This is a genomic window from Algoriphagus sp. 10J20-15, assembly GCF_055809615.1.
Genome location: NZ_JBVVUG010000040.1, coordinates 13740 through 26823, shown reverse-complemented (window position 1 = coordinate 26823; position 13084 = coordinate 13740). Strand labels below are relative to the sequence as shown.

The window sequence follows — 13084 nt, the reverse complement described above, 5'->3', positions numbered from 1 at the left end:
AATTTATATCCGTTTTTTTGTTTGCAGTAGGCCAAATTTTCTGGGTATCAGGGTTTACTTTTGGGAAATCAATAAGTAAAGTTTTGAATAAAGAGAAAGCACTTTTCAATTGGAGTGGGGGCAAAGATTCTTCACTTGCATTATTTAAATTACAACAATCTCAGGAGTTTGAAATTGCATGTTTGCTAACTAGTATCAGTCAAAAATATCAGCGAATCTCAATGCATGGTGTTCGATCTGAATTGCTAGAAATGCAGGCAAAAAGCATAGGGATTCCCTTGGTGAAAATGGAAATTCCCGACATGCCTTCAATGGAAGTCTATGAAAAGACGATGAGAGAAACGCTTTCTGAGTTGAAAAGGGAAGGTATTACTGCCTCAATTTTTGGAGATATCTTCCTAGAAGATTTGAGAACTTACCGTGAGACTAAACTTGCTGAGTTAGATTTGAAGGGTGTTTTTCCTCTTTGGAAACACCCTACAGAGAACTTAATTCGCGAATTTGTGGATCTGGGTTTTAAAACCATTACTACCTGTGTCAATGAGAAGTTTTTGGATAAAAGTTTTGTCGGGCGAGTGATCGATGAGGACTTTTTGAAAGACCTTCCTTCTGATGTGGATCCCTGCGGTGAAAACGGTGAATTCCATACTTTTGTGTATGATGGGCCGATTTTCAGTAAGCCCATCGAATTTGAGGTTGGTGAAAAGGTGCTAAGAAAATACGAAGCTCCAAAGAATGAAGATGATTCCGACCAGTGCTTTTCTAAGGAAAAAGAAGATCCCGCCAACTATGGATTTTGGTACTGCGACTTGATCACTGCTACTCTTTAGCCTTTGTAATAGGCTCACCCAATTGTACTCCAAGTGTCAATTCAATTGATGCCGTTCTTCCGATTTTTTCTTCAATTTCAGCTTTGATCTCTTTGAAATCATTTGCGTCCAATGCGTTTTCAGAAAGAATGGTTACGGAAAGCTTCAAAGGTTCCATCTGTACAACTTTTACCTCACGAAGCAATCCATGTGGGATTTCCTTACCACTCAGATCTTGGATGATCGAGGTTTCATTTACCATTTTATTAAAGCTCAGTCCTAGCGGTAAGGCTATTGCTGCCAAGATCCCCAGACTTATCAATAGACCTCTTTTTGCCAACCTGAAAGGACTAAATCCAAGTAGCAGAAATGTCAATGCTGCCGCCATGGTGATGCCAGCTAGGTTAGTGCCCAGCAAAAGCATGGCTCCACCAAAGACTTCCTTATCCATCCATCCAATTCCAATTCCAGCCACAGCCAGCGGGGGCACCAGTGCAACTGAAATTGCCACTCCTGCGAGCGTTTTAGATATTTCCTCCTTGGAGTAAGCATATGCTCCTGCTATTCCAGATGCTATTGCAATACCTAGATCAAGAAGATTAGGTCGAATCCTGGCAAGAATTTGATCATTTAATACTTCCAGAGGAGTGATCAGAGAAATCATAATTGAAAAGAATAGGCCTACTATTGAGCCCCAAAATATGGTAATCAAGCTGTTTTTGATCAATAAACCATCTTGACGAAGCATACCCATGGCCAAGGAAATAATTGGTCCCATGAGTGGAGCCAAAATCATTGCACCAATTACCACAGGGGCGGAATCGCCAAAAAGTCCAAAAGAAGCAATCATTGTAGAGAGTGCCATCAGCACTAAATAGGTGGACGAGGTCTGAGAATTTGTCCTTAAGAGCGTAAAAAGATCTTTGAATTCCTCAGCAGTGGCATGGCTAACCCAGGGTAAATAAGAGTGGAGTAATTCTTCCTTTAATCGTCCTGTTGGAAGCCTTGACACATTGATGGATCTTGGGCCTTCTGTAGTTTCCTTTTCCTGTATACTTGCACCCGGAAGAATTTTTACCCTTTCTTCAGTCAAGGAAATCTTTATTTCTTGTTTCTCCTTTTCCTTTCCATCCACGGCGAACTTTATCGTCTCAGTGGACGTGATGCATGCTTCACTGGTGGAAATATAGCCTACAAATCTTGGCAGCGTTCCTCCCTTGATAGGGAAAAAAAGATTCTGCAATCCAAATTGAATTAAGGAGAAAAGGCTTTTCGGTGCCAATATCAACAGGTGGATTCTACCATCGTCCAAACCGGATTGTTCAATTACACGACGAAAAATCAAGTTGCTTTCACAATGGGCTACAGCTAAAACTCCCATTGCTGCTATGTCAATTTTACTTTCTTCCTCTCCATTTTTATAAGTGATGGTATAAGGTTTGAGTTTTACTCTTCGAAAAAGGTTAAGTAGTTGAGAGAACCTTGTCTTGACACCATCGAAGAAATTGGCTGCTCCATTGGAGTAAAGAATGCCTAGTGATGTGCCGACCACCAAAGAATTAAATGCCAGCTCCTCATTTACCTGCATCAAATCAATTTCAGGAATTTCTTCAGCTTCCTGAATTTCCTGCCAGGCAGTTTTAAAATTAGTATTGATTCCAAATCCCTTTTTACCCTGAATCATCTCAGGGTGGGGAAGGAGCGCTACATTTATCTCTTTATCTTTTGCTTGATCGAGTAGTTGGTGAAGTTGAATATCTGAAAGCGAACAGGCAAACCATTCATTTTGGCCCAGGTTTTCTATAGACACTTGATCCAAAGAAAGTTTTTTATCAGGTTTGGGATCCATCATTTCGAGCAACTCATCGAGTTTTTCGCTTGATATTTCCGGATCATATACAAAAGTGATTTTCTTCATTTTGGGTTATTAGCGTAACAGAAGTTTGATTTCCTAAACTGTACGGGAGTTGGAAATACCAGCCTGAGCAAATGGGAAGTCTTTTATTTACAAGTATTGTTCTCGACTTGGCTCGAATTTACTTGACCTATGAAAGTTAATTGGCTTTTGAATTCTTTCTATCTACTCGGATCGTTCACTCATTTCTCTCAATCGATCTGTACAGTGATCTAATGATCTGTAATGATGGTAAATCCCTTTCCAAATATTTCCTTTTCCTACAGTTTTTAACTCAGGCTGCTTATCCAACCCTCCGGAATACCAATCACCATTTTCATGATCAATTAAATAAGCATTTGTGTAGTCCCAGAGTTTTAGAAACTTCCCGTAATAGTCGTGCGGGTCATTTGGATAATGCTCAGCCATCAATAAAAGTGCATTCATTCCCTCGGCTTGGGCCCACCAGTTTTTGGTATCATGAGTCACTCGATAGCCGTCTTTGAAATAATAGCCTTCGTCATAAAAACCACCTACGCTTTCATCCCAACCATTTTCTAGCGCATGATCAATCATTTTCTTGGCGATTCTATGAGTAGTTGTGTCATTTTCCCATCCTAAAACCTCAGATGCCTCTATCATCAAAAAACCTGTTTCCACATCGTGACCAAAGGAAACATGATCAAGATTATGGTGGGCCAATATCACTTCTTCGGTAGAGTCTACAAAGGTTACTGGGCTCCAATCGGGATAGAGAAAAAGTGTCAAGTTGCCTTTCTCTGTAACAATTTGGTCCCGGATGAGCAGCAACATTTCCTCTAATCGATCTTTAACCAATGGTTCAGGCCAAACTTGATACAGTTCAGTAAATGCTTCCAATAAATGGATGGAGCTATTTTGATCTTTATAGCCCAGGTCTGAAGTGGAAGGAGTGGATTCTGGTCGGGAAATAGGAGTGCCATCTGGGGCTAAATGCTGATAATATCCTCCATTTATAGAGTCATGTGCATGTTTGTCTAGCCATAGGAAAGCCCCCTTTGCAAGATCCAAACCAGACTTATCTCCCGATGCATCATAATAAGCAGCAAGTGCAAAGATCCCAAAAGCATTTCCATATGCTGTTTTCATTGGATTGCCGATCTGATTTCCTTGTTTGTCCACCAGCCAATGAAATCCACCATATTCATTATCCCACATTTTATCCCTTAGAAATTCAAATCCGTGTTTTGCTCCTCTTTTGTAGTATTCAATTTCAGGATACTTTTTTGAAGCTTTAGCATTGGTCCAGACGTGGCGAGACTGGGTAACGATCATTTTCTCCTGCTTTTCCTCTGGGTTGAAGTCGTAAGAGAAATTGCTCAGAAATCCACCATCAACTGTGTCCATAGCCAGAGGATACCATTTGTCCAGCACCTCTGTTTTGAGATGCTTTTCCATTTGGTCTGCGAGAACTTCTTTTGGATTTTCTTCCTTTTCTGGAGAACTACAAGCAATTAAAATTGACAGAAAGAGAGTTGAATAATACCTAAAGGGCATATTGAAATAGTTTTGAAAAAAACTGATGAATTTAAACAACTTCCGACAAATGTCGTTAAATTTATGACAGTTGTACTTAATATAGCTTATCGGCCATGACTCAATTTACTATTTTCGATCCAGAAGTAGCATATAATACTACAGATGATAAGTTTATAAATGAGGTGATAATGCTGGTAAGGCAGGGTATTACTTTTGAAGACTTTGATAAATTCGCCTCCAAAAGTGCATTTTCAACTGAAGAATGGGCAGAGTACCTGCATATATCAGAGCGTACGTTGCAGCGTTATCAAAAAGAACAGAAGTCATTTGATTCCTTGCAGTCAGAAAAGATAATTGAAATTGCTCTGCTTCAAAAAAGGGGAGTAGAAGTATTCGGAAGTAAGTCAAAGTTTCAGACTTGGCTTGAGACACCTTGTTTGGCATTGGGGGACTTGATGCCAAAATCCTTTTTGGATAGTAGCTTTGGTATTAATCTCTTGAGAGATGAGCTGACTAGAATTGAATATGGTGTCTTGGCATGATAGTTTTTCGGTTGAGCAAAAGTAAGTTCTTCAAGTGATTTATCAGGAAAAGGAGCTGAATTGGCGGGCGGGAGATGGAATAGCAAAGGAAAAGCCGTGGTTTATACCAGCCAATCTCGAGCTCTTTGTACCGCTGAAATTGCGGTCCATACGCCACTAGGGAACATTCCTACAGACTACGAAATAGTAGAGATCACCATACCAGATGGAGTTGAGATAAAGGTTATTGAAAATTCGGATTTACCTCCTGATTGGAAATCAATACCACATTCTCATACTACACAGGAAATTGGAGACGGATTTTTATACGAAAATAACTTCTTGGTTTTTAAAGTCCCCTCTGTAGTTGTACAGGGGGACTTTAATTTTTTGATAAATCCTGCTCATAGAAGATTTAGAGAAGTTGAAATCACTTCAATAGATCCCTTTGAGTTTGATATGCGTTTGTTTTCAAAATAGAATCGTTGATTTCACTCCTCAATCAATCTCTCCAAGATTTTAGTGGCTGCCTCAGAAAGAACAGTTCCAGGCCCGAAAACAGCAAATACTCCTGCCTCCTTTAAAAACGGGTAGTCCTTTGCAGGAATCACACCCCCAGCGACAACCATAATATCCGGTCTTCCCAGTTTTTTCAACTCATCGATCAACTTAGGAACCAAAGTTTTATGACCCGCTGCCAAAGAGGAAGCTCCGACAATATGCACATCATTTTCTATTGCCTGCTGAGCTACTTCTTCGGGTGTCTGGAAAAGTGGACCGATGTCCACATCAAATCCCATATCTGCAAAACCAGTTGCAATAATTTTGGCACCCCGATCATGTCCGTCTTGACCCATTTTGGCCACCATAATTCTAGGACGGCGACCTTCCAGTGCTGCAAATTCGTCTGATAAAGCGATCGCTTTTTTGAATGAATCTTGATTTTTCACTTCTGCTGCATAAACTCCGGTTATTGATTTGGTTTGGGCCTGATGGCGGCCAAAAGCCACTTCCATCGCATCTGAGATTTCTCCCAAAGTAGCTCTTTTTCTAGCAGCATCGATCGCCAATTCTAGTAGATTTTCTTCGCCTGATTTCGCAGCCCGAGTCAGTTTTTCCAGACTTGCTTCTACTTCACTTTGATTTCTAGATGCCTTCACTGTTTTCACCCGGGCTAACTGGGATTCCCTCACAGCCTGATTATCCACGTCACGAACTTCAATTTCAGATTCCTCATCCACCACGTAGCGATTCACGCCGACGATTACATCCCTTCCGCTATCGATTCTCGCCTGCTTTTTAGCAGCTGCTTCTTCTATTCTCAATTTTGGAAGACCGGCTTCTATTGCTTTAGCCATTCCTCCTAATTCTTCAACTTCCTCGATCAATTTCCATGCGCGCTGCACCAACTGATCTGTCAAAAACTCCACATAATGTGAGCCTCCCCAAGGGTCGACCACTTCGGTGATTCCAGTTTCTTCCTGTAGGACCAATTGAGTGTTTCGGGCAATTCTTGCTGAAAAGTCAGTGGGTAAAGCAATGGCTTCATCGAGTGAGTTCGTGTGAAGGGACTGAGTGCCACCCATGACAGCGGCAAGTGCTTCAACTGCTGTTCTGGTGACATTATTGAAAGGGTCTTGCTCGGTAAGTGACCAGCCTGATGTTTGGCAGTGGGTACGTAGCGCTAAAGATTTGTCAAATTTTGGATTAAACTGCTTTACGATTTTAGCCCAAAGTAAACGCCCTGCTCGCATCTTGGCGATTTCCATAAAGTAATTCATCCCAATTCCCCAGAAAAAGGAAAGTCGGGGAGCGAAATCATCGATGTCTAAACCGGCTTTTACTCCAGTTTTCAAATATTCCAATCCATCAGCAAGCGTATACGCCAATTCTATGTCCGCAGTAGCTCCTGCTTCCTGCATGTGATAGCCGGAGATGGAAATAGAATTGAATTTCGGCATGTGCTCTGAGGTGAACTTGAAAATGTCTGCAATGATCTGCATGGATGGCTGCGGAGGATAGATATAGGTATTGCGCACCATGAATTCTTTGAGAATATCATTCTGTATCGTTCCGCTTAGCTGCTTAGGTTTCACTCCTTGCTCTTCGGCAGCGACTATGTAAAAAGCGAGGATTGGAATCACTGCTCCGTTCATAGTCATGGAAACTGACATTTGATCCAATGGGATTTGGTCGAAAAGCAATTTCATGTCTTCGACAGAATCTATCGCAACCCCGGCCTTTCCTACATCTCCTACTACCCGTGGATGATCAGAATCATAGCCTCGATGCGTGGCTAGGTCAAAAGCTACAGAAAGGCCTTTTTGTCCCCCAGCCAGGTTTTTTCTGTAAAAGGCGTTGGATTCTTCTGCTGTAGAAAACCCTGCATATTGTCTAATAGTCCACGGACGCATGCTATACATGGTACTGTAAGGCCCGCGTAAATAAGGTGGAATTCCCGCTGAGAAATTTATATGTGAAAGCTTAGCAATTTGCTCACTGTCGAAAATCGAAGGGATTGAAATCTGCTCTGGTGCTTCCCAGTTCGTGTTTTCCTCGCTTGGTGAAGTTTGAGTTTTTGCGGATCTCCAATTTTTCAGGTCTGGTCTCATGCGTTGCTCAGGTTTCTTTGTTCTACGAAATAGGTTGCTCTACTTGGTAATAATTCAAAGTCTTTTTCGACGAGAGGTGAAAAGCCAAGGTTGTTTTCCAATTTGCCCGTTGCTAAATATTTATTGGCGCCCACTTTTATATCAGTATCTGATAAAACTTTCTTTTGTACGGTTTCCCTGGAATTTCGGATAGCGGTATGCAAGGAACGGTCTTCGAAGGTTTTTAGCCAACCGCCATTTTCTTCCAGTTCCTGCAGTTCTTTTATCACTGAGTTTACGATTTGTTCCTGAAGATTTTCCAGATAATAGGAACCGTCTGCTGGGTCCATGACTTTGTCCAAGTAGCTTTCCTCCTTTAGAACGGATGATACATTTCTCGCAATTCTTTTTTCTAAAACACTGGCTTTTTTCCCTTCGGCAGGTTTCACCCAAAGTGAATTTCCACCTCCTAAAATCCCAGCCATAGCCTCATAGGTTTGGCGGATAAGGTTTGTGTCTTTGTCCAAAAGTGACTTACTCCATTCACTGGTGGAAGTGATGATAGGAACGTCTTCCAGCTGAATTTTTACTCCATAGTTACCTGCAAGCTCCACAATTAGTTTTCGAAGAGCCTTGACTTTGGCGATCTCTGCGAAATGGGAATCGCCAATAGCGGTGTGAAATGTCAGGTTTTCAAATACCTGAGTGGGAGAGATAGCTTTTTTCGAAAGCTTATCACACAATTCAATAATTTCTCCAAGTCCATAGCAAAGCTGTTGAATCCCTGTTGCTCCAGTGTTGGCATATCGAGCAAAATCAATAGTCAGAGGGTAGAACTCTTGGAACTCTTTGAAATCAATAATGGCTTTTGCTGCTTGGCTGATTGCTGAATCAAAATTTTCTCCGCTTCGGAATAGCTCGTCACAAGGGCTCCATAAGATCGCGCCTTGTAACATTCCTGGCTTCAGACTGATTGATTCAATCCATTCCTCAATCAGTTGAAAGAATTGAACTGTTTCTCCTGTAGGTAAAAAATTAGTAGAAATAAATTCAGTATGAACGGCTTTTAGTAGCTCGTTTAAATTTTCAGTTCCATTTAAATGGACTACTAATCCATCCGAACCATTTTGAAGTGCGTGCAGGATTTCTTCATTTGTCTCTTTTTCATTTTCCGGAAAAACAGAAACTAGATTACTCCAGATTCTGGGAGACATACCTGGGATTTCTGAGCTAGGATGGAATTTATATGCATGTTTTGGCCCTCCTAAATCTTCTGCAGTGTAGAATGGCTGTATTTTGATTTTGTCCCAAAGTGTGGAAGTTAGAGTGGCGTCAAATCCCTTTCCTTTTAAGTCCTTTTTCACTTGGTCAATCCAGGCTTTTTTGTTGGATGCTGGAAATGTGTAAAAGTGTTTATCTGTCATAGTTGGGCTTAGAATTAGTCATAATTCAAATTTCTCTTGATAAAAAAGCAATTTTTGATCTGGGTAGTCAGACTAAAAAGAGCTTTATCAAAATTAGGAAAATGAAGGGGAAATCAAGATTCTAAATGAATCGTTAAATTTTTCTTAATTGTTTCACACTTCTTAACAACGCCTTGAATATTAGAATACTCAGTCTATTGTGGTTAAAAAAGCCCTCTACCTACCAGAATGTTATTGCCGGAATTTGTAAAGGATTTTTTCACAAAATTTTCTTTGGCTCAAAAACTACTGTTGTGCAAAAACTCAATATTTCAAGAAGAAATCCATTTTTTATTTAAGTTAATTTTGCTCAAATTTGACACCCTTGCACCTACCGCAAGATCATTGTTTTTCAGAAATCTTCTCTAATGAGTTCAGAAGCTAGCGCCGTTTGGAATGAATGTTTACGTGTTATCGAACAACACGTCAATGAGCAGAGCTTTTCAACTTGGTTTAAACCTATTAATCCCGTTAAACTTGAAGGCACTTCGTTGACCATTCAGGTTCCGAGTCAATTTTTCTACGAATGGCTCGAGGATAATTACGTTCAAGAGTTGAAAATCGCTATTAAAACTACCTTAGGCCAAAGTGGTAGATTAGAATATGCGGTTGTAGTAGATAGAGGCAATTCCTCGAACCAGCCATATGTGGTTTCATTTCCTCAAGGGAATTCAGGAAATACTAATAAAAAGCCTCAAGCCCCAGTGGAGCCTGACAAGACTCCATTTGAGATGAAGTCACTCAATGCTGAGGCACTGACGAATAGTAATCTAAATCCGACTTATACTTTTACCACTTATATAGAAGGAGATTGTAATAGGCTAGCTAGATCTGCTGGTTTTGCTGTGGCTACAAAGCCAGGTATTACTTCCTTTAATCCTCTGATGGTGTATGGGGGTGTAGGATTGGGAAAAACTCACCTAGTACAGGCAATTGGAAATGAAATCAAAAATGGTCCGGAAAATAAATTCGTGCTGTACGTTTCCTCTGAGAAATTTGTAAATCAATTCATGGACTCCATCAAGGATGGAAATGTGAAAAGTTTTACCAATTTCTACATGCAGGTGGATGTGTTGATTATAGATGATATTCAGTTCCTGGCTGGCAAGGATAGGACACAGGAGATGTTCTTCCATATTTTCAATCACTTGCATCAAAGCAAGAAGCAAATTATCATGACTTCAGATTGCCCTCCTAGAGATTTGAAAGGATTAGAGGAGCGCTTACTTTCCAGATTCAAGTGGGGTTTGACTGCAGATTTGCAAATGCCTGATTTTGAAACCAGAGTTGCAATTATTAGAAGAAAAATGCAGTCTGAAGGAATAATTATTCCTGATGATGTGGTAGAATATCTTGCATACACCGTGGATACCAACGTACGGGAGCTAGAAGGAATTCTTATTTCATTGATTGCGCATGCTTCACTGAACCGTGTTGAAATCAGTCTAGAGTTAGGTAAAACGGTGATGAAAAACATCATCAAGGATATAGAAACTGAAGTTGGTGTAGATTTTATCCAGAAGACGGTTTCTGAATATTATGGCATAGCTGTAGATGATTTGAAGGCTGAGAAACCAGAAAAAAAGAAATAGTAACTGCTCGCCAAGTAGCGATGTATTTTTGCAAGGAATTCACCAATCATTCCTTGAAATCAATTGGCTATCATTTTGGAGGAAGAGATCATTCTACCGTGATACATGCCGTGCAGACTGTAAATGATATTATGGAAACAGACAGCTCATTCCGAAATACAGTACTAGAGCTGAAGAAGAAATTCAAGATGCGGTCTTATTAAGAGTGGATTTGTGGAGGTGAAATAAGGCTTCCTATTCATTAAGCTTTTTACCCATTGTATCTTCAAATCGCTGTAATAGTCTGATGTATCGTTTTTGAATATTATCTAAAAACTTCTCTTGAGTATCAATTTCATACACTGGGCTGTATTGTATCCTGTCTATCACTATATCCAACAGGCTTTTCCATCATCAATTAATTCGGCGTGAAAAGCTTCGACTGTTAAATCCCTTGATCCAGAAAAAGGTCCTTTTCCTATTTCTTTGAAATACTGAGTAATCACATTCAGAGCTAACTCATGTGTCGCTTCAAAATGACTTAAGAGATCTCTTGACTGAGATTCGGTAAGTTTCCCATTTGTTGCTCTTTTTCCGTAGTCTGTTAGGTCAACTAGTTCAGCACTAAATTCATCCATAAGTAGTGAGCAGGATTTTGAGATAGATTTCATAGTACGGGCGTATATTCGAATACTCTTAAAATAATAAAATATGATGAATATTATATATTATTTAATGAATGTTATTTAAATGTTAAATAAGGATGCTGGGTTTTTATTTTTGGCATGGGAGAAAAAATAATTTTTTTTATTAAAAATTGCGGAAATTTTGAGAAAGATGAAAAATCTGAATTTTTTGATATAAGCTTCAAAAATTACTGAAAAATTCGATTTTATTGGTGTAAAAAATTGTCCGAGGGTTGTAATCCTTTGTTTTGTAAATGAAGAAAAGGCATTTCTCAAAATGCATGTGTTTCTGAAATCAGTTGAAATTTGTCCGCTTTATGAATTTACATATATTTGTCATGTACGATTATGAAACATTAACGTTTCATTTTAATATCAATCACACCAAATAAAACAAAACCTTTATGAAGAAAATTTTACTATTTTCTTTCTTGATGGTCCTTACAGGTATTGCCTGGGCCCAGACCCGTACCATTGAAGGTACGGTGACGTCTTCGACGGATGGAACCACTTTACCGGGAGTAAGTGTCCTCGTGAAAGGAACTCAAAACGGAACAATTACCGACATTGACGGTAAGTATCAAATCTCTGTACCAAGTACAGGAGGAGTATTGGTATTCTCTTTTGTAGGCATGACCTCAACTGAGATTGCGATTGGAAACCAATCAACTATTGACGCGCAGTTGTCAGATGATGTGACGCAACTAAACGAGGTAGTAGTAACAGCCCTTAACGTAGAGCGTGAGAAAAAGACCTTGGGTTATGCAACTCAAGAAGTTACATCTGAAAACCTACGTGTAGCTAGAGAGACTAACTTGAACGAAGCATTGGCAGGTAAAGTGTCCGGTGTACAAGTAATTTCTGGTTCAGGTGCTAAATTTGGAGAGGCTGCTGTCCGTATTCGTGGTGTTAGAGGATTTGGATCCAATTCTCCACTATATGTAGTGGATGGTGTTCCTATTGCAGATCCTGCTACAATCAACATGGATAACGTGCAGTCTATTAACGTATTGAAAGGTGCGAATGCATCTGCTCTTTACGGTTCTAGAGCTCGTGATGGTGTGATTTTGATCACCATGAAAAAAGCGAAATCAGGCAGAATGAACATTGATTTCAACAACACAACAACGTTTGAGAATGTGTCTGTAATGCCTAAGTATCAAAATGAATATGGTGGAGGTTACTCTCAAGATTTTCAGACTTTTACCTTCAATCCCGCAACGGATGATCCGGCTTTGGCAGGACTAGATGGTGCTTTGATTCCAGAATTTTACGCTGATGAGAGCTGGGGACCTAAAATGGACGGTCGTCAGGTAGCTCAGTGGGATGCTTTCACTCCTGGAACAGATACTTATGGACAGACTAGACCTTGGTCTCCAAATCCAGACAATGTTAAAAACTTCTTTAACACGGGTGTCGCTTTAAATAACAGTTTATCAGTAAGTAAAGCAGGTGACGGATACAATATCACCGCTACTCTTTCTAATGTAAATCGTACTGGTGTACTTCCTAACACGAAGCAGGAGAAAACTTTCTTGAACTTAAATGCAACTGTAGATCTTGCCAAAAACTAGGCTTTTGACTACACTTGCTAACTACAACAGAACAAATGTATTCGGTAACCTTACTGAAGGTTATCAAGGAGGTAGTATTGGACAAAACTTCAACCAGTGGTTCCAGAGACAATTGGACATGGATTTGTTGAAGAAATACTATAGAATGCCTGATGGCAGATATACTAGCTGGAACATCAACTCAGCAAGAAATTCTAGACCATTGTACTGGAATAGCCCTTACACTGAGCAGTATGCTAACTTCTCTGAAAGCACGAAGGATACTTACAGTGGTAAATTCGGTTTGACTTATGAGTTGATTGATGGACTTTCTGTATCAGCTAATTTAAGCCGTTACTTTACTTCTTATTTCTCTGATGGACGTACTGCTTCAGGAACATTAGATCTTGATTCTTATGGCCAAAGTAAAAAAAGAAATACCAGCAGAAGGAAGATAACTATGAGTTTTTAGCTCAAT

The 13084-nt window shown here is 39.9% G+C and carries 10 protein-coding genes and 1 pseudogene; 6 read left to right on the top strand and 5 right to left on the bottom strand.

What is annotated here, in order from left to right:
- Positions 1–83 precede the first annotated feature (83 nt).
- Entirely contained in the window at positions 84–830 is a 747-nt protein-coding gene (locus AC0L6R_RS17180; protein WP_473272295.1) for a Dph6-related ATP pyrophosphatase, read from the top strand.
- On the opposite strand, the gene AC0L6R_RS17175 is transcribed toward AC0L6R_RS17180, so the two are convergent.
- On the bottom strand, positions 820–2727 hold the full coding sequence (locus AC0L6R_RS17175) for a TIGR00341 family protein (protein ID WP_473272294.1): 1908 nt from the start codon (positions 2725–2727) through the stop codon (positions 820–822). The two genes, AC0L6R_RS17180 and AC0L6R_RS17175, sit on opposite strands and share 11 nt — an antisense overlap.
- Before the next feature lie 162 nt (positions 2728–2889).
- Complete coding sequence (locus tag AC0L6R_RS17170; protein ID WP_473272293.1) at positions 2890–4239, bottom strand: AGE family epimerase/isomerase; 1350 nt, start codon at positions 4237–4239, stop codon at positions 2890–2892.
- Positions 4240–4334: 95 nt separating this feature from the next.
- Here AC0L6R_RS17170 and parS point away from each other — a divergent pair, with 95 nt between their 5' ends.
- A complete protein-coding gene (parS, locus tag AC0L6R_RS17165) occupies positions 4335–4763 on the top strand; it encodes a type II RES/Xre toxin-antitoxin system antitoxin (protein ID WP_283411727.1) in 429 nt (142 codons plus the stop codon).
- A 60-nt stretch (positions 4764–4823) separates the two neighbouring features.
- Positions 4824–5222, top strand: a complete 399-nt coding sequence (locus AC0L6R_RS17160) for an RES family NAD+ phosphorylase (protein WP_473272292.1) — start codon at positions 4824–4826, stop codon at positions 5220–5222.
- Between the two features lie 11 nt (positions 5223–5233).
- Here the strand turns inward: AC0L6R_RS17160 and scpA are convergent, their stop codons facing one another.
- Both scpA and AC0L6R_RS17150 read right to left on the bottom strand, forming a co-directional pair.
- The gene (gene scpA, locus AC0L6R_RS17155) at positions 5234–7354 is read right to left on the bottom strand and encodes a methylmalonyl-CoA mutase (RefSeq protein WP_473272291.1); all 2121 of its coding nucleotides are present in this window, start codon (positions 7352–7354) and stop codon (positions 5234–5236) included.
- Positions 7351–8757 carry a methylmalonyl-CoA mutase family protein gene (locus AC0L6R_RS17150; RefSeq protein ID WP_473272290.1) on the bottom strand — a complete coding sequence of 469 codons (1407 nt, stop codon included), beginning with the start codon at positions 8755–8757 and terminating at the stop codon, positions 7351–7353. Before AC0L6R_RS17150 ends, scpA begins: the two co-directional genes overlap by 4 nt.
- A 407-nt stretch (positions 8758–9164) precedes the next feature.
- On the opposite strand from AC0L6R_RS17150, the pseudogene dnaA reads away from it, so the two are divergent.
- Positions 9165–10591 (top strand): annotated as a pseudogene (gene dnaA, locus AC0L6R_RS17145) (chromosomal replication initiator protein DnaA).
- Positions 10592–10756: 165 nt separating this feature from the next.
- On the opposite strand, the gene AC0L6R_RS17140 reads toward dnaA, so the two are convergent.
- The gene (locus tag AC0L6R_RS17140; protein ID WP_473272289.1) at positions 10757–11005 is read right to left on the bottom strand and encodes a hypothetical protein; all 249 of its coding nucleotides are present in this window, start codon (positions 11003–11005) and stop codon (positions 10757–10759) included.
- A 452-nt stretch (positions 11006–11457) separates the two neighbouring features.
- Between AC0L6R_RS17140 and AC0L6R_RS17135 the strand changes: the two genes are divergently transcribed.
- Together AC0L6R_RS17135 and AC0L6R_RS17130 are read left to right on the top strand one after the other, a co-directional pair.
- On the top strand, positions 11458–12627 hold the full coding sequence (locus AC0L6R_RS17135; RefSeq protein WP_473272288.1) for a carboxypeptidase-like regulatory domain-containing protein: 1170 nt from the start codon (positions 11458–11460) through the stop codon (positions 12625–12627).
- A gap of 4 nt (positions 12628–12631) precedes the next feature.
- A complete protein-coding gene (locus AC0L6R_RS17130; protein ID WP_473272287.1) occupies positions 12632–13078 on the top strand; it encodes a hypothetical protein in 447 nt (148 codons plus the stop codon).
- Positions 13079–13084 lie beyond the last annotated feature (6 nt).